Annotated in this window: 18 protein-coding genes and 2 pseudogenes; 10 read left to right on the top strand and 10 right to left on the bottom strand. The window is 67.5% G+C overall.

All coding sequences use genetic code 11. From position 1 onward, the window contains the following. Window positions 1-146 precede the first annotated feature (146 nt). From THIDRDRAFT_RS20155 to THIDRDRAFT_RS20135, 5 genes are all read left to right on the top strand, one after another. Complete coding sequence (locus THIDRDRAFT_RS20155) at window positions 147-836, top strand: response regulator transcription factor (RefSeq protein WP_007042760.1); 690 nt, start codon at window positions 147-149, stop codon at window positions 834-836. An 11-nt stretch (window positions 837-847) separates the two neighbouring features. Continuing rightward, complete coding sequence (locus THIDRDRAFT_RS20150; RefSeq protein ID WP_007042759.1) at window positions 848-1,228, top strand: hypothetical protein; 381 nt, start codon at window positions 848-850, stop codon at window positions 1,226-1,228. 62 nt (window positions 1,229-1,290) lie between these two features. Next, on the top strand, window positions 1,291-2,193 hold the full coding sequence (locus THIDRDRAFT_RS20145) for a type 1 periplasmic-binding domain-containing protein (protein WP_007042758.1): 903 nt from the start codon (window positions 1,291-1,293) through the stop codon (window positions 2,191-2,193). Next, complete coding sequence (locus THIDRDRAFT_RS20140; RefSeq protein WP_007042757.1) at window positions 2,177-4,108, top strand: hybrid sensor histidine kinase/response regulator; 1,932 nt, start codon at window positions 2,177-2,179, stop codon at window positions 4,106-4,108. Before THIDRDRAFT_RS20145 ends, THIDRDRAFT_RS20140 begins: the two co-directional genes overlap by 17 nt. 14 nt (window positions 4,109-4,122) lie before the next feature. Further along, complete coding sequence (locus tag THIDRDRAFT_RS20135; RefSeq protein ID WP_007042756.1) at window positions 4,123-6,198, top strand: TonB-dependent receptor plug domain-containing protein; 2,076 nt, start codon at window positions 4,123-4,125, stop codon at window positions 6,196-6,198. Window positions 6,199-6,270: 72 nt separating this feature from the next. Here THIDRDRAFT_RS20135 and mobI read toward each other — a convergent pair whose 3' ends face one another. Beyond that, window positions 6,271-6,777 carry a conjugative transfer protein MobI(A/C) gene (mobI, locus tag THIDRDRAFT_RS20130; protein ID WP_007042755.1) on the bottom strand — a complete coding sequence of 169 codons (507 nt, stop codon included), beginning with the start codon at window positions 6,775-6,777 and terminating at the stop codon, window positions 6,271-6,273. A 423-nt stretch (window positions 6,778-7,200) separates the two neighbouring features. Here mobI and THIDRDRAFT_RS20125 point away from each other — a divergent pair, with 423 nt between their 5' ends. Then, entirely contained in the window at window positions 7,201-7,551 is a 351-nt protein-coding gene (locus tag THIDRDRAFT_RS20125) for a hypothetical protein (RefSeq protein ID WP_007042754.1), read from the top strand. Window positions 7,552-7,599: 48 nt separating this feature from the next. Next, on the top strand, window positions 7,600-8,331 hold the full coding sequence (locus tag THIDRDRAFT_RS20120) for a nucleotide-binding protein (protein ID WP_007042753.1): 732 nt from the start codon (window positions 7,600-7,602) through the stop codon (window positions 8,329-8,331). 79 nt (window positions 8,332-8,410) lie between these two features. Here the strand turns inward: THIDRDRAFT_RS20120 and THIDRDRAFT_RS26900 are convergent, their stop codons facing one another. From THIDRDRAFT_RS26900 to bet, 6 genes are all read right to left on the bottom strand, one after another. After that, window positions 8,411-8,926 carry a JAB domain-containing protein gene (locus tag THIDRDRAFT_RS26900; protein ID WP_007042752.1) on the bottom strand — a complete coding sequence of 172 codons (516 nt, stop codon included), beginning with the start codon at window positions 8,924-8,926 and terminating at the stop codon, window positions 8,411-8,413. A 274-nt stretch (window positions 8,927-9,200) separates the two neighbouring features. Beyond that, a complete protein-coding gene (locus tag THIDRDRAFT_RS20110) occupies window positions 9,201-10,958 on the bottom strand; it encodes a VWA domain-containing protein (RefSeq protein WP_007042751.1) in 1,758 nt (585 codons plus the stop codon). A 120-nt stretch (window positions 10,959-11,078) separates the two neighbouring features. Then, entirely contained in the window at window positions 11,079-12,119 is a 1,041-nt protein-coding gene (locus tag THIDRDRAFT_RS20105; RefSeq protein ID WP_007042750.1) for a DUF3150 domain-containing protein, read from the bottom strand. Between the two features lie 105 nt (window positions 12,120-12,224). Further along, window positions 12,225-13,178, bottom strand: coding sequence for an AAA family ATPase (locus tag THIDRDRAFT_RS20100; protein WP_007042749.1), 954 nt, complete (start codon window positions 13,176-13,178; stop codon window positions 12,225-12,227). A gap of 257 nt (window positions 13,179-13,435) precedes the next feature. Continuing rightward, window positions 13,436-14,527 carry a YqaJ viral recombinase family nuclease gene (locus THIDRDRAFT_RS20095; RefSeq protein WP_007042748.1) on the bottom strand — a complete coding sequence of 364 codons (1,092 nt, stop codon included), beginning with the start codon at window positions 14,525-14,527 and terminating at the stop codon, window positions 13,436-13,438. An 82-nt stretch (window positions 14,528-14,609) separates the two neighbouring features. Continuing rightward, complete coding sequence (gene bet / locus THIDRDRAFT_RS20090; RefSeq protein ID WP_007042747.1) at window positions 14,610-15,539, bottom strand: phage recombination protein Bet; 930 nt, start codon at window positions 15,537-15,539, stop codon at window positions 14,610-14,612. Between the two features lie 649 nt (window positions 15,540-16,188). Here bet and THIDRDRAFT_RS20085 point away from each other — a divergent pair. The 3 genes from THIDRDRAFT_RS20085 to THIDRDRAFT_RS20075 all read left to right on the top strand — a co-directional run bounded on the left by THIDRDRAFT_RS20085 (window position 16,189) and on the right by THIDRDRAFT_RS20075 (window position 21,296). Then, a complete protein-coding gene (locus THIDRDRAFT_RS20085) occupies window positions 16,189-16,827 on the top strand; it encodes a DUF1016 N-terminal domain-containing protein (RefSeq protein WP_007042746.1) in 639 nt (212 codons plus the stop codon). Further along, window positions 16,790-17,215 (top strand): hypothetical protein, encoded by a 426-nt coding sequence (locus THIDRDRAFT_RS20080; RefSeq protein WP_139058837.1) that lies wholly within the window; start codon window positions 16,790-16,792, stop codon window positions 17,213-17,215. Before THIDRDRAFT_RS20085 ends, THIDRDRAFT_RS20080 begins: the two co-directional genes overlap by 38 nt. 121 nt (window positions 17,216-17,336) lie before the next feature. After that, window positions 17,337-21,296: a tetratricopeptide repeat protein gene (locus tag THIDRDRAFT_RS20075; RefSeq protein ID WP_007042744.1), complete on the top strand. Its 3,960-nt coding sequence runs from the start codon at window positions 17,337-17,339 to the stop codon at window positions 21,294-21,296. Between the two features lie 145 nt (window positions 21,297-21,441). Here the strand turns inward: THIDRDRAFT_RS20075 and THIDRDRAFT_RS26430 are convergent, their stop codons facing one another. The 3 genes and pseudogenes from THIDRDRAFT_RS26430 to THIDRDRAFT_RS20060 all read right to left on the bottom strand — a co-directional run. Next, window positions 21,442-21,711, bottom strand: coding sequence for a hypothetical protein (locus THIDRDRAFT_RS26430; RefSeq protein ID WP_040845588.1), 270 nt, complete (start codon window positions 21,709-21,711; stop codon window positions 21,442-21,444). A 44-nt stretch (window positions 21,712-21,755) separates the two neighbouring features. Continuing rightward, window positions 21,756-22,482, bottom strand: a pseudogene (locus THIDRDRAFT_RS26895) (transposase family protein); the annotation flags it as partial. A 101-nt stretch (window positions 22,483-22,583) separates the two neighbouring features. Continuing rightward, window positions 22,584-23,336, bottom strand: a pseudogene (locus THIDRDRAFT_RS20060) (hypothetical protein); the annotation flags it as partial.

Here is a 23,336-nt window from a genome sequence, read left to right as displayed (position 1 = left end):
TTGAACAGGCGTCAAAGACGCCAGTTGCCGCGATCTGCGGCGATGGCTGTCCCGGAGGATGCGATTGGCGTCTTTGACGCCTTGTGTCCGAGTCGGGTATCGCTATGCTGATCCCCAGTCACCCCCGATTGGGATCCACTCGCGCCATGCCGGATTCAGCCCAGCCCTGCCGTGATCCCATTCGCGTCCTGATCGCGGAGGACGAGGCGCTGCTGTGCACGGCGCTCGCCGAGCTGCTGCCACAGGTGTCCGGTGGCGCCGCGCTGGTCGTCAGCCGCTGCGCGGTTCGCGCCCAGGCACTGCGCGACACCCGCACCCTGCATCCGGACGTGGTCCTGCTCGACCTGCGCATGCCCGATCAGGAGGGTGCGCCCTGCACCCTCGGCGGCCCCGAGACCATCGCCGCCCTGCGCCGTCAATGGGCGGCGGTCCGGGTCATCTGTCTCAGCGTCCATGCCGAGCCGGTCCTGGTGCGCGCCTGTCTGCAGGCGGGGGCCATGGGGTTCCTCGGCAAGTGCATCCTGCCCGAGGCGCTCTGGTCGGCCATCCATCAGGTGGTGGACGGCTTGCCGGTGATCGATCCCGCGCTCGCGGCGGTGCTCGAGCCCGCGCCGGATGCCCCCGAGAGCGCCCTGCGCACCCAGCTGCTCGCGGGTCGGCGCGGCGACGTGCTGCGCCTGCTGCTCGACGGCTACTCGTCCGCCGAGATCGCCACCACCCTGCCGATCAGCAAGAAGTACGTCGACAAGAAGATCGCCGAGATCAAGCGTCTGCTCGGAGTGGAGACGAGCATCCGCATCTATCGGCAGTGCCGCCAGCTCAAGATCCTCGACTAGCGGAGGGACCCATGTCCACGACAGACACCCGAGCCATCCACGACCCCGAACAGGCTCTCGCCCTGGCGGGCGGCCGGCCCGAGCTGCGCGACCAGACCCTGATCCGCATCCTCGATTGGCTCGACGATCCCGATGCCGGGGGACTGTTGCGCGCTGTCGGGCGCTATGGACAGGAGACTGCCGCCTGCTACGAAGCCGCGCATCGCGGCTGCGGACTCGCGCGTCAGGCGGCCATGCCGACCCTGGCGACCCTGCTGCGCCAACTCGCCGATGCACTCGATGCCGCCGACCTCGCCAGCGCCGAGACGCTCGGCCGCCAGCTGCCGGCCGCGATCGCGGACCTCGAGCACGTGCTCGGCACTGCCGGGCCAGCTGGCCGGACCGCGCACTGAATCGGAGGGAGAGGCATGCCGTCCGTGCTGTTGGGGCGCGCTGGCCACGGAGAGCGCACCCCATGGGACTGTCACGACATCGGTCTGAAGGTCTGTCGATCCTGGTCCTGCTGGCGTGGCTCCTGGCCACACCGGATCCGACCTGGCCGGCCGACACCTGTCTGGAGGCCCCGCTGTTGCTGATCTCTCCCGCGCTGTCGCCCCCCTATGACGCCATCATCGATCAGCTCGCCGCAGGCCTGGCCGATGCGACGGGTCGGGCGCCTGGGGTCTGCACCCTGGAGGATCTAAGCACCCGCACGCTGACGCCAACGCGGATCGTGGCGGTCGGCGCCGAGGCCGCGGCGGCCGCCGCGCAGCGCTTTCCCCAAACCCCGCAGGTGCCGATCCTGATCCGAACGCTGCCCGAGCGCACCCACCAGGGCCTCTCACGCTATATCGCCCCGCCACTGACCCTGGACACCCTGGCTCTCCTGTCCCCCACGACGAACCGAGTCGTCTTCGTCCATCGCCGCGAGGTCCCGGCCGCCTGGCTCGCGCGGGCGCGCGCGGTGGCCGAGTCGCACGGATGGCGCTGGGAGCCGATCGCCGTGGCCGGGCTGCGCGAGGCGGCCCTGGCGATCGAACAGCTGCGCCACCAAGCCCAACCCACCACGGCCCTTTGGTTCCATCGCGACGTCCTGGCGCTCGATCCCGACATTCTGGTCCCACCGCTCGTGCGTTTGAGCTGGAAGATCGGCTGCGCCGTCCTCAGCGACGATGCCGAGACCGTGGAGCGGGGTCTGCTGTTTGCCCTCACCCCCGACTATCGGGCGCTCGGGCGGGCCACCGCGCGGCTGGAGACGGGCGCCGGTCTCGCGGATCTCCAGTGGGTGCGACGGCTGCTCAACCGCCGCACCGCCAGGGCCATCGGGTTGGTCCTGCCCCCCAGCACGGAGCAGCAGTTCGATGTGGTCTACGACTGACACCCGGCGCGTCGGACGCAAGTCCTATGTCCGCCAGCTGGTCGAAGCCTTCGCGCTCCTGGGGCTGGGGATGGGGGTGCTGCTGCCGATGATCCTCTTCTGGAGCGCCTGGCAGCAGGCGCGTCTGCACAGTCTCCAAACAGCGCACGAGCTGGCCGACATCCTGGCCGAGGATGCTCGCTATGCCCTGCTGGTGGGATCGCGTCCGGACGCCCAAGCCCTGACCGCAACCCTGCTCAAATTTCCCGATCTGATCGCGGTCCGGCTCCTCGACGCCGAGGGCCGCGTGGTCGCCGAACAGGTTGCTGAGGATGCCGCCCGGGCCCGGCAGACGACCCGGGTGGAGGCCCAGGTCTTGGCCTCCCGCACGCATGACGCGTCACCAGCCCTGCTCGGACGTGTGGAACTGACCCTCTCGCTCGACCGGGCGCTCGGCCTCGCCTGGGACAGCGCACGCGGCGCGCTGCTGCAGCTCGGGGTGCTGGTACTGCTGCTGGGTCTGGCCGTGGCCCGCCTAACCCGGCGTATGCTGGCCCCGCTCGCCAGCCTGGTGGGACAGCTCGACACCCCGCTCGAGACCACTCTGCCGGCGCCGCCCACCACCAGTCCGACCGAGATCCACCGGCTCCATGCCGCAGTCGGGCGCATGCGGGCGCGACTCGCCGCGAATCATCGGCAGCTGAGCAGGCACGCCCAGGAACTCGAGACGCGTGTCGCCGAGCGTACCCAGGCATTGATTCTGGCGCGGGATGCGGCCGAGGCGGCCAATCGGGCCAAGACCCTGTTCCTCGCCAATGTGAGCCATGAGCTGCGCACCCCCTTGCAGGCGATCATCCTCCATGCGCGTCTGCTCGAGCGCGCCCAGCCCCGGACAGAGCCGCTGGCGGTGATCCGGCACGCCTCCGATCAGCTGCTCGCGCTGATCGAGCAGCTGCTCAATCTCTCCCGGGTCGAGTCGGGCCAGCCGCTGGAGCTGACCTACCAGCAGCTGATCCTTGAGGACCTGCTCAAGGAGGTGGTGACCACCCTGCGCCCGACGCTCGCCCCCGGCAACCAATTGGTGCTGGAGTGCCCCGAAACCTCCGCGACCCTGATCAGCGACCGCACCCGGTTGCTCCAGGTGCTCTACAACCTGGTGCGCAATGCCGACCGCTTCACCGAGGGCGGTCCGATCCGTCTGACGCTGAGCCTTCCGGATCAGGAGCGGGTGCGGATCCAGGTGAGCGATGCCGGGATCGGGATTCCAGCCGCCGAACTGGAACGCATCTTCGAGCCCTTCTATCAGGGATCGGGCGGGATCAGCGGTCGCGTGTCCTCGGGCATCGGTCTGGGGCTCTGGCTCAGCCGGCGCCTGATCGAGGCCCTCGGCGGGCAGATCCAGGTCAGCAGCACACAGGGCGTCGGAACCTGCTTCACCATCGACCTGCCACGGGTCCCGACCGGGACCGACGATGCGGCACAGACCGACCGCCCGGCGCCGGATCCAGACTCGACATCCAGGCGCTCCTTCCAGGGCTGCCCCCTCCTGCTCGCCGAGGACGAGCCGGCCATCCGCACCGCGCTCACGCGCTTCCTGCGCGAGGCGGGCTTTCAGCTCGACGAGTGTGCCGACGGCCATGCGGCACTGGCCCTGTTGGAATCGCGATCCCAACCCTATGCCGCCCTCGTGCTCGACCACCGCATGCCCGGGATCCAGGGGCTCGACATCCTGGCCCGGCTGCGTGCGAGCGACCCGCACACCCCGGTGGTGATCCTGACCGGGGACGACCGCGCCTCCCTGCAGGCGGCCATCCGCCAGCTCGATGCCCAGCTGCTGGTCAAGCCGATCCAGCCGGAGCGACTGATCGAGACCCTGGCGACCCTGATCGACCCGCAGGCATCTCTGGCGCCGGATCCCACTCGTGACCACGGATGATGAAGGAACGCCCGATGAAGACACAATTCCTGTTCAGTACCCTCGGCCTCCTCGCCACACCGGTCCTGGCCGACACCAGCGGCCAAGCGCTGTTCGGCTCGGAGCAGACGGTGAGCATCGCCACCGGCCGGACACATCCGATCCGCACTGCCCCGGCGGTGGCGACCGTGATCAGCCCCCAGGACATCCGCGACGGCGGCTTTCGCTCCGTCGTCGAGGCCCTGCGGCTGGTGCCCGGCTTCCATCTGGGACTGAACAGCGACTATGGCCCCAATCTGACGGTCCGCGGCTTCACCGGTCTGGGGGCGGGCAACCTTTTGGTGCTGCTTGATGGTCTGCCCCAGACCGATGGGCTGCTCGGCAATCCGCTCGCGGTGCTGGGCACGGTGCCGCTCGACGCCATCGAGCGCATTGAGGTCACCCGAGGACCCGGCAGCTCGGTGTTCGGCGCCGATGCCTTCTCGGGGGTGATCAATGTCATCACCCGCCAGCAGGTCGAGCAGAACCGGATCACCATGGGAGCAGGCTCCTGGAGGAGCCGCGAGGGGCGCCTCCTGACGGGGATGACTCAGGACACCGCCACCCTGGTCCTGAGCGCCGAGGCCAGAAGCGGTGATGGACCCGCCCCTATCCTTGATGGCGACCGTCTGTCACTCATCGACGACCAGCTCGGCACCGGGTTCTCGCTCGCGCCAAGCCGGCTCGACACCGGGTTTCGGACCCTCGGACTACTCCTCAATGCGCGTCTTGGGCGGACCCGGGCCATGGCTCGCCTCTCGCGGATGCAGTCGGAACTGGGCGCCGGGATGCTCGGGGTCATCGACCCAACCGGGACGCGCCGGGTGCAGACCGCCGAAGGGCGACTGGACCACCGGGTGACCTTCAGCGACCGTCTCGACCTGACCCTGCGTCTGGATGCCGCGCAAACGCGGCTGTGGCTCAACGACATCACATGGTTTCCAGACACCGGGATCTTTGCGCAGGCCGTGCGCTTCGATGCTGGGGCGGAGCAGGAGACCTGGCGGCTGCGTGCGGACCTGCGCTATGCCTTGGACAGCCGGCACTTCATCACTGCGGGGCTGGGATACGAGCGGGTCCGCTCCCGGATCGACGCCATGGATCTGACCGGACTGAACACCCGGGATCTTGCCTTCCTGCGACTCCTGAGCCTGGGATTCGGCGGCACAGGCGATGGCTCCGGGGTGTCTCTGCGGGATGTTGCACAGACGCTTCTCCATGCCACCCAGGCGTCCGATTCGCAGGAACGACGCCGTCTGCTCTCGGCCTATGTCCAGGACGAATGGCTCATCGCGCCGAAATGGTCGCTCACCTGGGGCGTGCGTCTCGATGCCTATTCCGACCTCGGGACCCAGTTCAGTCCGCGCGCCGTGCTGGTGTGGACGCCGCTGCCCGAATGGACGCTGAAGCTGCTCTATGGCGAGGGATTCCGGGCGCCGACCCAGCTCGAAGCCCAGGGCGGCTTGCTGCCGGTCTATCGGGCCAACCCGGCCCTGGAGCCCGAGCGACTGCGCACACTGGAACTGGGTCTGAGCTACCAGCCGCATCCGCGCCTGGATTTGGGCCTCAACCTCTTTCGCCATGAGACGCGGGACCAGATCCGGCTGCAGGATCGCGGGCTCTATGCCGAGCCGGAGAACGTCGGACGCCAGGTCGGACAGGGCGCGGAATTCGAGTGGCGCTGGCGGCTCACCCGCCATCTGAGCGCACGCGGCTGGTACGCCTATCAGTTCAACACCGACGAGACGACCGGCAAGGACGCCGGCTTCAGTCCACATCACCGACTCTACGGATCACTCCAGTACCAGCTGGGCCGCACCTTCTTCAACCTCCAGGGTCTGTACGTCGGCGACCGCGCCCGGGTGGCCGAGGACAGTCGTGACGAGGCGCCTGAATATGGCCAACTCGATCTGCTGGTCCGTCAGGATCTGAACAAGCAGATCTCGGTGCAGCTCGACATCCGCAACCTGCTCAACGGCCATCTCTACGAGGCATCGCCCGGAACAGCACTGCCGCAGGATCTGAAGTTGGGAGAGCGGAGCTATATGGCCTCGCTCGAGGTTCGATTTTGAGCCCTCTTCGACGCCGAGGAACTTGGACAGGAGCTCCGCCATGCTCCTGTGAAGACATCGCCTGACTTCATCTCAATATCGGTTTCTGATGCCTTCCCACCTTCCAACGGCGTCGGTCAGGTGACGCGCCTGACGACGCAGCATCGCGATCTGGTGCAGCAAGGCACGGATCTCGGCGAAGCGCGGCTCATAGGTCTCGATCAGCTCCCGCTCCCAGGGCTCGGTCCGGCCAAAGGCGCGCGGGGGATAGCGGTGCCCTGCCCCACGCGGGATGTACTCGGTCCGCCGAGGACCCCGCACCCGGAACCATTCGATCATGAACACGCCCGGTGCCGAACGCGGCGAGGGGGATCGCCGCACCCGCACCCCGATCGAGCCGCGCTCCTGGTAGGGGTGTGATTCGCGCGCCTGCAGCATCGCTTCCATGAATCCGGTCGCCAACCGTTCCGCCTCGGCATGCAACTGATCGAGGATCCCCAGACAGACCGACTCGAGCGCCACCGACGGATTGGAATCCTCCGGCAGGGCGACGTCTTCCAGATCCCATTCTTCTGTCCACTGTGTCGAGTGTCCACTCATGCACCCTCGCCTCTCATGGCCGTTTTCACCCATCTATCTGGGTGAAACCCGGCTCCTGTTTCACCCCCACCGATCCAGATTTGGATTTCCCCCTATGAAGCCCGGCCAACAGAGGGCACGGACCAAGGCGTCAGCCTATCGAGTGTCCCAGCACCCTGTCAGGCCCTAACGGTGCCTGGACGGGAAGACCGTATTGGCCAGACAGCAGAACCAGCCACCCCTAAGATCCGGCGGCATCCCGTCACAGACCGGCGGTGTCGAGGTGGGACCGGAAGGGACAGCGGCGGTCAGCGAGGGATGCGCGAGGACCGCCTTGGGACGGGCGGCGCCAACGTAGGGCCGCTCCCGGAGACGGCCAGCGGTCGGCCCGGGACAGGCCGGGACCGGCACGGACCGCTAGCGACAGACGACAGGAGACATCCCATGCCCACATCCGCCGACCCAGATCAGATCCTGAGTCGCCTCACGGCGATGACGGCCGATCGCTCGCCCCGCCCATCGGCCTTCATCCAGGCCAATACGGAAGCGATCCTGGCGGCACTGAATGCCGGCTATACGGGGATCGATCTCTACCGGGCCTTGGTCGAGGCCGGCCATCCCCCGCCCATGAGCCTGCGCCAGTTCCGCCGCTATCTTGCCCGGCTGCGACCGCAGCCAACCGTGTTACCCACGCCCATCCCGGGTTCCGCGCCCTCCCCAGGCTCACGACATCCCGCGTCTCCGCCAGCCACCCTGCACTGGGATCCGCTCGCGGATGACGAGGACATCCATTAGCCCCGGCATCGCATCCTGCTTCATTGCCCCCCATCAAGGAGACCCACCATGTCGATCCTCTACATCACGCTGCAAGCCAAGGGCGGGGTCGGGAAGAGCTATGTCTCCTCCATCCTCGCCCAGTATCTGCTCGAATCGGGCCAGCCGGTGCGCTGCATCGATACCGATGCCACCAATCCGACCCTGCTGCGCTATGAGCCGCTCAAGTGCGATTATCTCCAGCTCGCCGAGGAGCATGTGGTCAATCCGCGCGCCTTCGATCAGCTGGTCGAACGCCTGTCCTCAGCCGAGTCGGCGACCCCCTTCGTCGTCGATGTCGGCAGCAATGGGTTTCAGCCCTTCATGGCCTATGCGATCGAGAACGATCTCTTCGCGGTGCTGGAGGGACTGGGGGTGCGGGTGGTCATCAACTCGGTGATCGCCGGCGGCGCCGATACCCTGGAGACCCTGCGCAGCACCAAGCTGATCCTGGAGCAGACGCGGGTGCCGACCCTGGTCTGGCTCAATGGCCATCTGGGAGCGCTGGAGCATCATCAGCGGCCGATCCATGCGCTGGGTCTGTTCGAGCTGCACGCTGCACGCGTGATCGGCTGGGTGACCCTGCACCGCTACACCAGCCACACCTTCGGCCAGGACATCGAGCAGATGCTCAAGCAGCGCTGGACCTTCGACGAGGCCATCGCGACGCTGGGGCTCATGCCTCGCATGCGCCTGCGCAAGGTCAAGCAGGAATTGTGGGCACAGCTGGATCGTGTCTTTTCCGATCCTGGACAGGCATAAACGGCGCATGCAACGGCAGACGCCTGGCACGAACACCCCTGGTTGGGATCGGGGGTGTCATGCACAGGCGCGCCTCGATTCAGAGCAATCCATGCTCGGCCATCGACAGACAGTCTTCGCCGACGATCAGGTGATCGAGCAGGCGAACGCCCATGAGTGCCAGGGCATCTTTCAGCCGGCCGGTGATAGCCCGATCGCTCGAGCTGGGCTCACTGAGACCGCTGGGATGATTGTGGAACAGGATGCAGGCCGCAGCATTGATGCGTAACGCCTGCTTGACGACCTCACGGGGATGCACGCTGGCCCCGTCGATGGTGCCACGGAACAGCTCCTCGATCCCAAGCACCCGATGCCGTTGGTCGAGCCAAATGGCCCCGAAGACCTCATGCTCACGGGTCCCGAGACGCAGCTGCAGATACCGATGCGCCAGGGCCGGTGCGGTCAGGGCCTGCGGATCCTGGACGCGCCGCATGCGCCGTTCCAGGATTCCCATCGCCTGATGGATGAGACGGTCCTCTTCGGCGCGGACGCGGTCGATCGCGATGCTTCCCCGCGAGACGAGGCGCAACGCACCCTGGCTGGATGGGGTGGACATACTCTTCTCCTGAGACAGGGGGAAGACGCGCCGCCCCAAGGGAGTCGGAACGCTCCCCAGTGGGTGGTGGACAGCCGGGATGACCGGCCGGTGGTGCGCGGACGCTTGATGAATCGCCTCCGCCGGCGATGGGTGGCACCCACGAGGGCGCCGACAGAAATCTGTAGGGAAAGTCCAGGAGCCTGGGGCGGTCCTTTCCGGAGAAAGGACCGCCCCAGGCGTGAATCCGGTGTGCACCGGAATGGATGGTTTGAAATCGGCCCTCGTCGCGGCCTCAGACCAGCAGCCGCTCGGCCAGGCCGAACAGCGTCTGCTTCAGCGCCCCGGCCTCCTCCACACGCGTCCCGACAGAGAACAGCGTCGAGACATCGCAGCCGATGCCGATCCCGACCGGCTCGATCCCGCCAGCCTCGCAGAGGCCGAGGATCTCGACGGCGGTGGCCCAGTCGTTGGGCACCCCGTCGGTCATCACCAGGATGAGTCGCCGGGGCTCGGATCGCAGGGTCAGATCCGCCGCGGCGAACCAGAGCGCCTGGGCGAGCGGCGTACCGCCGCGCGGCCCTTGCTGGAAGGCCCCGGCACGCTGACGGACCGACTGTCCGTGCTGGACCAGCCGGGTGATCCGCCCAGTGTCGCCCCCGAGCCCCGGAAAGGCGCTGACCGCCACCGTGACGCCGGGAATGCGCTCCAGGGCCAAGGCGACCGCCAGGGCCGATTCCAGGGCCACGCGGAAGGCCCGCTGTCCCGACGGGGTCGGGTTGTTCATCGAGCCCGACAGGTCCACCAGCAGATGGAAGGCCGTGTTTGGGGCGATCCGTGAGCGACGCCGGACGAACAGCCGGGCATCCCCGACCCCAGCCCGATGCAGCCGTGCCGGAACCAACCGCCGACCGCGACAGACCGCATGGGGGCGGTCCATCCGGCTCGACTGCACCAGCCCCAGGAGCCGGGCGACCAGCACCCGCGAGGTGCCGTCCACCTGCCGCAGGAGGTCCTCTCCGAACGGCCGATGACAGGGGGGATCCTCCGGGATCGGGAGTCTGGACGGCCTCGCGCCGCCCGCTCCCGACTCGGTGGCCAGGACCTGGCGCACGCTGGCGAACAGGTCGTCGCCCAGATCGCCCTCGCCGGCACCGATGACACGCTGGAGGAGATCGTCCGAGTCCGAGTGGTTCGCATCCGCTGCAATAGATCCGGCGTTCGCCGCTGGCCCCTCTGGGTCTGCCTCTGCCTCGGTCTGCGACGACGCGCGGGCTTCGGTGTCAGACGCCCCATCACCGACCTCGCCGGATGCTTGATCAGGACTGGGATGCGCCGGGCATTCACCCGCCTCAGTTTCGGTATTCGCGGCGCCTGCTTCAGGGTCTGAGCTTGCCGGCCGCTCTGCCGCCTCGGGTTGAGACGCGGTCCTATCCGGTTCCAGCAGTTGCTGGATCCGCTCGGCCAGGCTCGCCGCCTCGGCCGTCGAGCCTAATCCCCGCACCTCGGTCGGCAGGCCCAGGAGCCGATGCACGCGCGCGGCGGGAAGGGTCTGACGCAGCACCCGCTCGGACTCCTGGGCCGCTTGGGTGAGCGCCTGCTGCCCCAGCACCCGATGGCGCAGGATCAGCAGCAGCGACGCTGTGAGGATGCGGGCCGGATGGTCGCTGGGATCGGGCGGATCCAGATGCCCCTCCGCCAGCATCCATTCGATCACCCGCGCCAGACTGGACTCGGTGCCGGGATAGTCGCGGCGGATGGCCAGCTCGATGCGGATGTCCTCGAGCAGGTTCAGCAGGTGGCGGCGCAGCGGCGATTCCCGGGCCACGGCCTGAAAGATCGCCATGTCGGTATGACGGACATGGCTCGCCTCGTGGGCCAGCAGCCCCCAGGCGACCGGGCGCAGCCGGGAATCCGCCGGCAGATCCGGCAGCCAGATGGTCTGTCCGTCGGTTGCGGCCTGATCGCCGCCGACCCGGACCTGTACGCCGAACCGGCGTCCCAGGGCGGTGGCGACGATCGGCATGGCGTGCTTGAGCGTGGTGCTGTGCATGGTGTGGCTCCAGTCTGGGGAGGCACACTCGCCCCAGCGGGGCGAGACGTGCCCCGGTGGGGAAAGGGCCGATCCGAGGATCGGCCCGGGTTGAATGGCCCCTGACGGGCCGGTGGATGGTCAGAAGAAGCAGTCCTCCTCGAGCCGTTCATGGGACTCAGGGGGAACCGGCATGCCCTCGGGCAGGTGCCGGTCCAGCGGTGGAGCCGGCATCACTTCGGGATCGGGTCCCGGAATGGCGAAGACCTCGAGCTCGGATGTACCGCCCTCCTCCGCGGTTGTGGTGTCCTCCTGATCGGCGGAGCTGTCCTCGGCCTCGCCGGCCAGAATCCCGGCCCCGTGCCGCGCCAGACGATCCTCGTCGCTGAGCAGCAGCCATAGCCCGAAGCCCTCGCGAAACAGCTCTCCGGTGATGGGACCCGAACGCGGGACCCGGTGCAGGAAGTCCTCCAGGGGCTCGAGCACCGGTGGAATGCGCGGATCGACGAAGGACAGCACCGCCAGCTTGTCGCGCACCCGGCGCAAGGTGCCGAGTGCCCGCTGGCTCATCTGCGTCTGGCCGACCAGGCTCTTCTCCAGATCCCGCGCGATCTGCGCGATCTCGTGGAAGATGGAGCCACCGATCTCGGCGGCGTCCTCGGCCAGGGTGCCCGGATGATCCTCTGCGGGGCGGATGACCAGGGGGCGGTAGCGAAAGGCGAAGCGCCCGGCGACCCGCTGCGCGGGCTCGACCGCCTCGCGCAACTGCCGCTCCCAGTGCGGATGACGCGCGATCCAGTCGGCGATCTCGTGGTCGTAACCGGCGAGAAAGGACTGGACCTCCTGTTCGAAGCGGACCTTGAAGCGCTCCAGCTCCGCGCTCAACCCTGGGACCTGATCGTTGGGGACCAGAAAGCCCCCGAGAAAACGAGTCCCGACCTTGAGACAGGCCCGCTCGGCCTGGCCCTTGAGGGTGTGGAAGACCCGCAGCGCTTCGGGATTGCAGATGCGCTTGGAGCCCCAGTGGACCAGTTCGTCGGAGGGAATGGCCTGGTCGCCGAGCCCGAGATCCTCGGGCCGGAGACGCTTGCGCCCGCCCCAGATGGCGACCGAAAGCGAGATCAGGGTCATGGCCTCGGTGAGGGTGATGACCGGGCTGGTGTCGGTGTGAGTCTGATGCATCGGATGTCTCCGGACCTGAGGGCGCCCGCACCGCCCGGCCGGGCCGTCGCGGACGCCCAGCGGTCAGTGGGTTGAAGCCCTCGGTGGAGGGCGTGAAAGGAACGCTCAGGCCGGGGTGCCACCCAGCCATAGATCGCCCATCACGTCGGCGGCGATACGATGGATGGCCTCGCGCTGCTCGGGATCGGCCCGGGCGGTGAGCGCCTGCTCGAGGGCGAAGCGGATCGGCTGGGGTGCGCCGCGAAAGGTCAGCGCCAGGCGGGCCCAGCGCACCAGGGTGCGGGTCGAGAGCGTCACCGTCAGTTCAGCCCCGGCATCGGCCTCGCCCATGAACAGGCGGCGGACCTCGTTGGCGACCGCGATCAGCTTGGTGCCGACCTCGCTCGGCAGGCTGGGCACGGCGCGTTCCAGCACCCCCAGCTCGATCTCGGGCTCCAGATAGCCGACCTGCAGCACCCGGAAGCGGTCGAGAAAGGCCAGGTTCTGACGCAGCACACCTTGGTAGAGCCCGGTGGTATCGCCCGCCCCGGCCGAGTTGCCGGTGGCGAAGACCCGGAACTTGGGGTGAGGCCGGATGACCTCCCCGCCGTTCTGGGGGATGACCAGGGGCTGACCCTCGATCACGTCGTTGAGTCCCGCGAGCTCGGCCGGGTCCATGAGGTCGATCTCGTTGAGGAGCAGGATGTGGCCCTCGCGCAGCGCCATGGCCAGGGGACCGTGGACGAAGCGGGTCGAGCCCTCGCAGAGCACGAACTGCCCGACCAGATCGGACAGCTCCATGCGCCCGTGACAGGTCACGGACTGGACCGGCCAGTTGAGCCGGTTGGCGACCTGACAAACGAGCGAGGTCTTGCCGCTGCCGGTCGGACCGGTGAGCAGGAAGGCATCGCCGACGGGATCGCGCAGAAAGGCGATGATCCCCGCGAGCCCCTGGCGAAACACATAGGGCGTCGCCGGGGGGATCTGCGGATGACCGGCATCCGCGAAGCCCTCGATGCTGAGCCCCTTGGGGGCATTGACGCCGAAGGCCTGGGCGACATTGAACGGTTGTGTGGTCATGCGTCGTCTCCGGATGAGGGAGAGACGCCGTCCCCACGGGGATGGAGCTCCCCTCGGGGTGGTGGAATGCCGGATCGGATCCGGGCGGTGATGCGCGCGTTGCTTGTGGATCGCCCGCGCCGGCGATGGAGTGGTCGTTCACGAAGAACAGCCACGGAAAGTCTCTCCGTTGAGGCTCGCGTGGATCCTCAAGGGACAGACCTCCTGGACGGCAGGGAGCGGGCGCCTCGCGGCGGCCCGCTCCTGTTGGTCGGCGCTCAGAAATAGCCGAAGACGATGTCGGCCTCGTGGGCGCTGCCCACGGCGGCGGACGTGACGCCCTGACGCCGACGGCCTTTGGGCGGGGACGAAGCCGGATTCGGGTTGACCTCAACCGACTGAGCCCCTTCGGTCGCGGCGCCCTCCTCTGCCCGGGCCTCGAGGGTCACCTTGACCCGCGTCGTGCTCGGGCGTCGATGCGCCTCCAGGACCTGGGGATCCAGATCCGGGGCGATCGCCTCGAGGACGGCCGGGTAGTCGACGCTGCCGCGTTGGCGATAGCGCAGCACCTGCACCCCGTCCCGGTCGGCCAGGAGGTACTCGCCCATCAGCTGGACCAGACCCGACTGGGCCTCGCTCAGCCGCGCTTTGACTCCCTTGAGTGCGGCCTCCAAGCGCCGACCCTCGGCCTCGGCGGTGCGCCAGGCGTGGGCCTGGCGTTGCCAGGCGATCTGCTGGTCCCCTTGAGGGACGTACCGATCACGGACCGGATCCGGCAAGGGGGCCTGACCGGTGGCGATCATCTCGGCAAAGCGCAGACAGGCCGGGATCAGCTCTCGTTCGATGAAGTCCGCATCGCGGAGGATCTCGAACTCGAGCGGATGGACACCGGAGCGGACCGGATCGAACACCAGCCAGCCGCGCTCCGCCTCGGCCACGTAGCACTGGAACTGCACCTGCACCCAGTAAAGGCGGTAGGCCAGGCTCTCCTGCTGCTCCCGGGCCACGGCGTCCCAGGTCTTCTGCCCCGGGATCTTGAGCTCGACGGGCTCGCCGGACTCGGTGAGGCCGTCGAAGGAACAGCGCAGGACCGGATGGCGCTCGGACTCGGCGCACACCGGCAGCAGCCAGGTCTGGTGCCGATCCTCGAAGCCGCGCCGTGCGCGGTCCTCGCACTGGATGCCGCGCTGGACGAAGGGGTTCTGCGACAGATCGGGCGGCGCACAGAGCCCGGTCTTCTCGGCCCAGAGACGCCAGGGCGTCTGATAGGGCGAGCGCCCTAGGATGGCGGCTGCCTCGGAGGCGGTGACGCCCTGGGCACGCCAGGCGAGCCACTCGGGGCTGCGTTGTGAGAGGTTGACGATCTTCATGCGGATGTCTCCAGGCAAGGGGGGACACCCGCCCCAGGGGATGGATGTCCCCCGGGCGTGGACCGGATGGTCGTGGATGGGATCAGGCGGCCTGGGCCGTCCGGCGTTCCTGCTGTTCGGCGCGGGCCAGCTCGGCCAGGGCATAGACGAGCACCTCGCCCTTGAAGCGCCCCTTGAAGTAGTCGTGGGCCGAGGCCCAGGCACGACTGCGGGCGGCGCGCTGGATCAGGCCCTCGATCTGGGACTGGGTCGCCTCGTCCAGGTTGGGTGGCGGCACGGGATCGGCGCCCTCTGCGGATGCGGGCCCGCCGACATCGCCGGCCTCGATCCGCATCAGCGTGGCCGGATCCAGTTCGACCTCCAGGTTGCGTCCGGCCATCTCCTCGGCGGTATAGCCGGCCTCCTCCGGAAAGGCGGCACGCAGGCTGGCGGCCTTGGCGCATTTGAGCAGCTGACCGCGCGGACGCTTGATCCACATGGCTGTCGGCAGCTCGCCCCCGCCCTGACGGGCGTAGGTTTCCTCCCAGAACACGGTCTCGGTGAAGGGACAGCGTTCACCGCCGAGCAGGCGGTAGACGGTGACCTCGCACCAGCTGGGAAAGGTCACGCTGACCTGCTGTTCCTGCCAGCCGTCGTCGGTCTTGATGCGACCGCTGAAGGTCTGGGTCAGCTCGGGTCCGAAGCGTGCCGGATCCATGCCGGCCCATTGGCCGGTGCGCGCGGCAGTGGTCTGGACCTCGGCGATGCCGGGCCAGACGGTCTCGACCTCGCGTCCGAGACTGCGATTCCACATGGGCACGATATGCACCGGACGTTTCATGATGTCGAGTCCGCGCGCCTGGCAGTAGCGCACGGCCAACAGCACCCCTTCGACCGTCTTGGCCGTGGGGAAGATGGAGTCGACCAGGACCTGCCAGGTGGCGGGATCCAGGCCGTTGTCGACCAGCATCTGCAGACTGGCGGCCAGCCGGCAGGCGGGAAGCGTGGCTGAAGCGGATTTGGACGAGCTCATGGTGCCTCCAAAGCGTCAGGGACACCGCCCCCCGGGGGCACGAGTCCCCTGGGGGTGGATGGATGATCGGCGCCTGGCCGGGTGATGCGCGGAGTCTTATGGATCGCGTCCGCCCGCGATGGGACGACCTGCCCGAAGGCGGGTCGTGTCAGAATGCTGTCGGCCAGCTGTCCGGTAGACTCTGCGATGCGCCTCAGTCCGCCTGACAGGTGGTGTTTGAGATCACTCTGGCACAGGGAACGGTTCAAGGCGAGCGATCAACTGTCCTTCCGAACAGTGACCGTTCGTGATCCCCACTCGAGCGAGCCAGGGGGCGAGGCGCTGGTGTGCGTGGCCTAGCAGTCGCCGAGTCTGGGGGGCTATGCGACAGTGCACGACTCGACGCTGAATCGGATATTTTGTTCACCCAAGCCGGCGTAGGGCCAGTTGGCCCGACCGCGTTATACGGAGCGGTCCGCGGGTAGAGAATCGGGTCTCGTGACAGCTGCCTTGCGCCAGTGCGCTAAGATGGGGCTGCATTCCATCTAAATGCCGAGCGGTGTCAACTCATCCTTGCGATGCGACCTTGTCGTGCATCCAAGCCGCGAACCGAGGTCCCAGCGACGGCCCCCTTGAGCCTACCGCACCCCAGTCAGCACGAGACGAGCGCATGAGCCCGACCAACCCCGTTTCAATCCAATACGCCAGCCTGCTGGCCGACATCAAGCAGCGCATCCGCCATTCCCAAACCAAGGCCTGGCTCTCGGTGAATGCCGAGCTGATCCGCCTTTACTGGGAGATCGGAGCCTTGATCGACGCGCGGCAGCGGCAGGAAGGTTGGGGAACGGGCGTGATTCCGCGTCTCGCGCGTGACCTGCACAATGAGCTACCCGAGGAGAAGGGCTTCTCCGAACGCAACATCAAGCGCATGCTGGCATTCTACCGCGCCTATCCGACCCTGGAATTCGTGCCACTGACCGTGGCACAAACGGAACCCTCAGCCGAGCCCTCCGGAAAAGTGCCACAGCCTGCGGCACTCTTCACGACAGGCCTGATCCAGGCACTCCCATGGGGACACCATGCCCTGCTGATGGAGAAGGTGAAGGAGACTGACGCTCGCCAGTGGTACATGCGCGCCGCCGTCGAGCATGGCTGGAGCCGCAGCGTGCTACTGATGCAAATCCAATCCGCCGCCCACGTGCGCCAGGGACAAGCCACCAGCAACGCTCTCGAGCAAGGAACGCGACGAGATACCCATCTTGCGGGATTTGGTGACGCCGCCCTGGGCGCAACTGGGCAATCAGTTTGAACGCGCAATCGTAGCCCGTTTGGCAAACGAGGCTGCGGTGCTTGGGCCGGCGATCGGCGAAGATTACCTCTCACAGGCCCTTTCCGCTGCCTTTCTCCAGGGCAGACGACGCGACGAATATGCCTACCTACTGATCCTCGAGCCGAGCACTTCGCTACGCGACCGTCTCAAACTGACCGATGATGTGATCCTCCGACGCTCCTACGCTGACTTGGTCAGGATCGATCGCAGCGGCCCCGATCCGCAGTTCCAAGTCATCGACATCAAAGCCACCCAGCGGGCAACACCCTTTCACAAGGCTCAGATCACCTTCTATAGGCGGCGCCTGAAGTCACTCTGGCACAAGCGTCCATCGGAGGCGAGCGACAACCGTCCCTCCGAGCGGTGACCGTTCGCGATCGGAGGTCCATATCACCGCGACGAGGAAAAATGACATGTCATAGGCGCAGCGTCGGTGCCACACTGTGGCCCCGAACCCAGACCGCGACAGTCCGCCGAGGAGCCGAGACATGGACGCAGCCGAGCAGGTCCGCACCCGTTTTCCCTACCCCATCGCCCGTGCCTACGCCGCCCTGGACGACCCCGCCGCCTCGCTCCAGCTTCGCCAGGAGGCGCTCTATTTCAGCGTCTACCAGCTCATGCGCACGGTCGGGCTGACGCTGCTAGGCCAGTATCTGATCGCCCCCTTGCCGGAGCGCGCCCAGACCCCCGAGGCCGAGCGCTCGCGCGCGAAGCTCGCCAGCACCATCGCCCGTTTGCGCTCGCCCTATTTCTCCGACTGGATCGCACTCCTCCAGAGTCTCAGCAAACGGGCCGAGCTGCTCGGGTTGGACTTCATGCCTGGATTCCTCCCAGCCATGGCCGCGATCAAGACGGACCGGATCGACATCCCCCGCGACTACGGCTTCCGTGACAACCGCCACATGCTGCGCTGGCAGGATCTCGACCTCTGGGACGCCTTCCTGGCCCTGCGCAACCACACCGCCCACTCCGGCCAGACCGCCGACGACGTCTGCCGCGACGACCTGACGCTCTACCGCCCGGCACTGGACCGGCTGCTCGACCATTTCGGTTTCCTCGCCGACTATCGACTCGTCGCCACCGACGCCGACCTGAACGTCGAGGCGTCCGAGCTGGACGCCGTACCGCTGCGCGAGCTGCGCGGATCCGCCACGCCCGAGACCCATACCCTCGATTTGAGCGAGAACCCCGCGCTCGGCGACGCACTGGCGCTGTCTCCGGTCGTGATGTGCGCCCCGGATGGGCGCGTCCAGGCCCTGTTCCCGCTCTGTCATGGCCACCTGGAAGGCGAGCCGCTGCGGCTGCTCGACGGCTACTATCTCAAGGACGCCGACAGCGGCTTCGCGCGCCGCACCATCTATTATCTGGGCGACAGCCGCCGTCTGCCGCTCGACGACGCCGACCCCGAGACCGTCCGCCGCGTCCTCTTCCCCGCGAGCTGCGCCGCTGGCGAGCGGCTGCGCACGCTGCTCGACGCCCGCCAAGTCCGTTGGCGGATCACCCGCGACGAGTTGGCGCCCTGGACCATTCGCGACAGCGTCAACGACTACAGCCGCCGCACCGTCGGCGACATGCTCGGCACCAAATACATCCCCGCCGCCTATCTGGACCGCCCGACCCTGAGCCGCCCGCTCTGGGAGCTGACGACCGCCCCCGAGAAGACCGGCGTGCCCGGCGCCCTGCTGCTCACCGGCGCGGCCGGCACCGGCAAGTCAGCCCTGCTCTGCGACCTCGGCCGCCGTCTGCTGGAGCATGCGGACAGGGGCCGGGGACAGGGCAAAAAGGCCGCCGGTCAGGATCAGAACCTCATCCTGCTGCTGCGCGGCGACACCCTGAGCCCGGACCTGCCCGGCGCCAATCTGCTCTGTGTCAACCTGATGCACAAGATCGGCCTCGACCTGAACGACCCCCAGCTCGCCGACTTTCAATCCCTCCTCACCGCCCTCGCGCATCGCCGCAACGAGGACAAGGTACCGGGCCGGCGTCTGGTGATCCTGCTCGATGCCCTCAACGAGGCACCCGAGCCGCGCGCCCGGCTCGCCGAGGCCCTGGAGCTGGTCCGCCTGACCCGGGACCATCCATGGCTGCGCGTCGTCATCGCGCTGCGCGAGGAATTCCTCGCCGTCTGGCGCGGACGCCTGGGCACCACCCAGGCCAATCCCTTCGAGCCATTGCGCGACTGCTTCCTGCCGCCCCCGGCCGCGACCGCGGGCGAGCCGGTCCGCACCGACCCGCTACCGGCCTGGCGCGTCCCCGCATTCACCGAGCCCGAGGCCGCCACCGTCTATGCCCGCTACCAGACCGCCGAGGGCGCACCCGCCTGTCTCAGCCCATGGGACCAGCTCCCACCCCGCACCCGCACGCACCTGCTGTGCCGCCCGCTCTATCTGCACCTCTGGATGGAAACCTTCCGAGATCGCGAAGCCGCGCCCATCGCCGGCGAGGACGACCTCTTCCGCGCCTATCTGGACGCGAGCGACGCCCGCTTCCCCGCCCTTGCCGCCGGCCTGGCCGTCGTGCTCGACCGCCTGCTCGAAACCGGCCGCAGCGAGCTCGACGACGCCGACGTCTGCGAGCTGACCGACGACTGGGAGCGCCACCACACCCAAGCGCAACGGCGGCTGCGCGACACCCCGATCGAGACCGGGCTCGCCGCCGGCATCCTGGTGCAGCGCGCCAGCGCCGACGGCAGCGGCTACCGCATCCCCTTCCAGCGCCTGCGCGAGCAACTGCTCTCTCGCCGCCTGCTGCAGCGTGACCCGGCCATCGCCCCGGCCTCCCTGGCCGGTTGGCTCGCGCTACCCCAGTCGCAGGACCTGGAGGGTGCCCTCGCCCAGATCGCCGGACACCTCTGGGATCAGGACCGCCTCGCCGAGCTGGCGCCCTTCGTCGGCCCGACCGAGGTCCCGCGCCGGGCCTTCGAGCGCATGCTGGCCACGCGTCTGCTCGGAGACAGACCACCGGACGCCGACCGGCTCGACCGAATCGCCGCCGCCCTGGATACGCAGGGGCGCCAATGGTTCGCCCGCTCGCTGATCTATTCCGTCTCGGAGCAGACCGAGGGACTGGTGACCGAAGGCCGCAGGCGCGTTCTGTTCGAGACCGCCCTTTCGATCCTTGCACCGCTCCACGCCAAGGAGCCCGCGTGCAACGATCTCGCCCGCGACCTCTCGGTCTCCTACAACCAGCTCGGCGACACCCTGCGCTCCCTCGGGCGCGGCGAGGAGGCCCTCGCGCTCTTCCAGCAGGGCCTCGACATCGCCCGCGACCTCCACGCCAAGGAGCCCGCGCGCAGCGATCTCGCCCGCGACCTCTCCATCTCCTACGAGCGGATCGGCGACGCCCTGGGCGACCTCGGGCGCGGCGAGGAGGCCCTCGCGCTCTTCCAGCAGGCCCTCGACATCCGCAAAGACCTCCACGCCAAGGAGCCCGCGCGCAGCGATCTCGCCCGCGACCTGATCGGATCGCTTCAGCGGCTCGGTCAGGCGCACCACGCCAACGGGGATCCGGACCAGGCCATCGCCTGTTACCGCGAGGCACGGCCATTGGCCACCGAATGGCTGACACGTCTACGCCAGGCTGGCGCGGTGGGACCCAACGAGGATCTTGGCCTCACACGCTTGGGCTTGCTGACAGCAGCGGCACTCGCGCTCGGCGCCGAAAGTCGTCCGACCGCCCTGGAGACCGGCCCCTGGATCGATCGGTCCGACTGGCGCCCCGCTCCCATCGTTCCGGGGGACTGGCATCCGATCCCAACCGCCGATACGCGGAAAACGATGGGGAATGCCGACGCCGCCGACAGGCTGCTTGCCCGCCTGGAGATCGTCTTGCAAACACTCGGAGAGGATCCGGCCGGGATACGGGTCACCGCGCTACGCCGGTTGGAGCTTTCATGCTATCGGGTGACCGACAACCAGCCCTGCTGGACCCTGTTCGAGGCACTGATCGAGCGCGGCGGACGCTGGGGCGCACTAGCCATGCTGAACGGCCCGGCGGGCCTGATCCCGCTGATCGGCCAGGGCCATAGCTTCGGTGCCGCCAACGCGCTCTTCCGGCCCGATCTAGCCCACCCCGAGGGCCGGCTTGCCTACATGCGTCTCCTCTGCGGCACCCTTCGCGCCAACGAGGGACGCTTTCAGATCCCGGACAGCGCCGACGACCTGCCCTGGCGCGAGAACGCGGATCCGGCCCTCCGCGACCAGGCCGCAAGCCTGATCCAACCGCTCGCCATCGCCACCGACGCCGCCGGCTTCCAGCGCCCCCACGGCACGGTGCTCTACGGTCGGTTCCTCTTCACCTGCGACTTCCAGCTCACCGCCGATGGCATGGTCTATATGACCAACGACGAGATGCGGATGGAGGATCTGCCGGTGCGGACCGAGACCTTCGAGGGGCTGTTGCGGTTCGAGCAGGATGGACCGCCAAAGGAAGAGGACCCTGACGCTTGAGTGCCAGACCGAGCGGGGAATCCGCCGCGAGGACGAAACAACGGCACGCCGGGCATCGGGCAGATCGAGCGGACCTGTTGATCGAGTGACATGGTGGACCCGATGGGCTCGCCAAAGCGCATCCAGTCCCTTGCACCTTGGCGGCTCAAACGCCCGCTGACGAGGGTTGTAGATGCGCGCCTTGTCCCTCGCCTGTCCCAGGAAGGGCGACTTCCCTGGCCTCGGCACCATAGAGCGCCGCAATGCGCTCGCGCAGGAAGGACGGGGCGTCATCGGCGTCCGGCGGACGCGAGGTGAGCACCAGATAGAGACCTTCGGGCACGGAGCCCTCGGGAGGCAGGATCTGCAACGGCCACTGACCCTTTTCGTCCGGCGGCTCGGACTCGTCGAGACCGTCGATGCAGACACTAAACAACCACCGGCTAAAATCCGGTGGATTTGAGTAATCGACTGAAAATCCGGATTGTCAAGTCCCCGAATTTTGAGTAGTTCGGGGCGTTTCTCGGCCCAATTTTTAAGCACTTGAATCGGGGCAATGTGCCCGAGTGCTTTTTGGGGGATGTGCTGGTTGCAGACCTGGACGTCGCGGGTGATGGTTTGCTCGAGGCTCTGGTAGGAGTCGAAGCGTGTCGTGGCCGGCACCTCGGCGATGCGTCCATTGAAGCGCTCAACCATGCCGCTGGCCTGCGAGGTTCTGGGTTTGATCAAGCGATGCGCGATGGTGTGCTTGACGCAGACTTGATCGAAGCGATGTCGCCCCGTCGGCGAGCGCTCACAAGGCGCTCGAGAAAGCCGCTGGCCGAGGCCGCCGACTTATCGTCGAGGATCTCGACGTAGACCCAGCGGGTGGCACGGTCGATCGCCGCGAAGAGGTATTTTCGGCGGTCTTCATCGGGCCTCTGGGGCAGGTATTTGACGTCAACGTGGACGAAGCCGGGGCGTAGTCCTTGAAGGTCTTCACCAAGCGCTTCGCGGTATCCGCGTCCTGCGGGATCAGCGCCTTAATGTTGGAGACCCCGTGGCGGCGCAAGCAACGATCGAGCGCTGAGCGCGAGGCCTCGGGGTGGATGAATTCGCGGGTGACCGTCAACAGGTCGTCGAGCGGCAGCAACAGGCCCTCACGCAGGGCCACCACGAGGACTTCCTGCGCGGGCGAGAGCGTTGTTTGAGAGCCGGTGTGGGCGGTTAGGAATTTGCTTGCCAAAGTCACCTCAGGGGCAACCTATTGGCACTCAATGTGCCTTTCGCGGTCCAACCTCTCAATCAAGGACAAGCAATCGAAATAGGCTATTTCGCTTCAGCGTCAAGTGGAACGGACTGCCTGAACAAGTCAGCGATATCCTCCATCATGGGATGGTCGATGCCTTGCTCACGCAAGGCATCGAAGTCGTCCAGCACCACCTGAGCGAAGGTCTGACCCTCACGCACCATTTCCGTCGCGTGGTTCTGATAGATGGCCTGCGCCCGGTCGAACTGTTCGGTGAGCAGATAGCCGTGGGCCTGATTCGTCACCACCCAGAGCAGGCCCGGATTAAGCGTCAGCGCTTCCTCAGCGGCGGTGATCGCGGCCTGGAATTGACGATCCAGCAACAAGCAGTAGGATTGAGTGCCTAGCGCACACGCCAAATCGGCCGGATCGGCCGCACGGCGACTCTGCGCCACACGCTCGCGTCCATACTCAAGCGCAGCCTGCCAATCGCCTTGAGCCGCGCAGACGACAACTAAACGACGGTAGACAGTGCCGAGAAAACGCGGGACCTCTGCGGCGCCAGTCTTGGCAAAGAGTGGCAAAGCGATTGTCAGCTCCTTTTCGAACGATTCACGAGCCCCGACAAGATCCCCCTGCTCCTTGCGCACGTCGCCAATTCGCTCGTGGCTGATCGCGAGGTCACGCTGCCACTCGGTATGGTTCGGGTCCAGGGCGCTCAGTCGCTCGCGAATCGCCAGAGCCGCCTCGTAGGCCACAAGCGCCCCGGCAAGATCGCCCTGCCCCTTGCGCACGTCGCCAATTCGGTCGTGGCTGTTCGAGAGGTCGCGCTG

The sequence above is a fragment of the Thiorhodococcus drewsii AZ1 genome, from assembly GCF_000224065.1.
Taxonomy (GTDB): domain Bacteria; phylum Pseudomonadota; class Gammaproteobacteria; order Chromatiales; family Chromatiaceae; genus Imhoffiella; species Imhoffiella drewsii.
The sequence above is the reverse complement of the archived record's forward strand: the minus strand, read 5'-3'. Positions and strand labels throughout refer to the sequence as shown.

Excerpts from the sequence above, each read along its gene's own strand:
- THIDRDRAFT_RS20155 (WP_007042760.1), top strand. The coding sequence starts at position 147 with ATGCCGGATTCAGCCCAGCCCTGCCGTGATCCCATTCGCGTCCTGATC.
- THIDRDRAFT_RS20150 (WP_007042759.1), top strand. The coding sequence starts at position 848 with ATGTCCACGACAGACACCCGAGCCATCCACGACCCCGAACAGGCTCTC.
- THIDRDRAFT_RS20145 (WP_007042758.1), top strand. The coding sequence starts at position 1,291 with ATGGGACTGTCACGACATCGGTCTGAAGGTCTGTCGATCCTGGTCCTG.
- THIDRDRAFT_RS20140 (WP_007042757.1), top strand. The coding sequence starts at position 2,177 with ATGTGGTCTACGACTGACACCCGGCGCGTCGGACGCAAGTCCTATGTC.
- THIDRDRAFT_RS20135 (WP_007042756.1), top strand. The coding sequence starts at position 4,123 with ATGAAGACACAATTCCTGTTCAGTACCCTCGGCCTCCTCGCCACACCG.
- mobI (WP_007042755.1), bottom strand. The coding sequence starts at position 6,777 with ATGAGTGGACACTCGACACAGTGGACAGAAGAATGGGATCTGGAAGAC.
- THIDRDRAFT_RS20125 (WP_007042754.1), top strand. The coding sequence starts at position 7,201 with ATGCCCACATCCGCCGACCCAGATCAGATCCTGAGTCGCCTCACGGCG.
- THIDRDRAFT_RS20120 (WP_007042753.1), top strand. The coding sequence starts at position 7,600 with ATGTCGATCCTCTACATCACGCTGCAAGCCAAGGGCGGGGTCGGGAAG.
- THIDRDRAFT_RS26900 (WP_007042752.1), bottom strand. The coding sequence starts at position 8,926 with ATGTCCACCCCATCCAGCCAGGGTGCGTTGCGCCTCGTCTCGCGGGGA.
- THIDRDRAFT_RS20110 (WP_007042751.1), bottom strand. The coding sequence starts at position 10,958 with ATGCACAGCACCACGCTCAAGCACGCCATGCCGATCGTCGCCACCGCC.
- THIDRDRAFT_RS20105 (WP_007042750.1), bottom strand. The coding sequence starts at position 12,119 with ATGCATCAGACTCACACCGACACCAGCCCGGTCATCACCCTCACCGAG.
- THIDRDRAFT_RS20100 (WP_007042749.1), bottom strand. The coding sequence starts at position 13,178 with ATGACCACACAACCGTTCAATGTCGCCCAGGCCTTCGGCGTCAATGCC.
- THIDRDRAFT_RS20095 (WP_007042748.1), bottom strand. The coding sequence starts at position 14,527 with ATGAAGATCGTCAACCTCTCACAACGCAGCCCCGAGTGGCTCGCCTGG.
- bet (WP_007042747.1), bottom strand. The coding sequence starts at position 15,539 with ATGAGCTCGTCCAAATCCGCTTCAGCCACGCTTCCCGCCTGCCGGCTG.
- THIDRDRAFT_RS20085 (WP_007042746.1), top strand. The coding sequence starts at position 16,189 with ATGAGCCCGACCAACCCCGTTTCAATCCAATACGCCAGCCTGCTGGCC.
- THIDRDRAFT_RS20075 (WP_007042744.1), top strand. The coding sequence starts at position 17,337 with ATGGACGCAGCCGAGCAGGTCCGCACCCGTTTTCCCTACCCCATCGCC.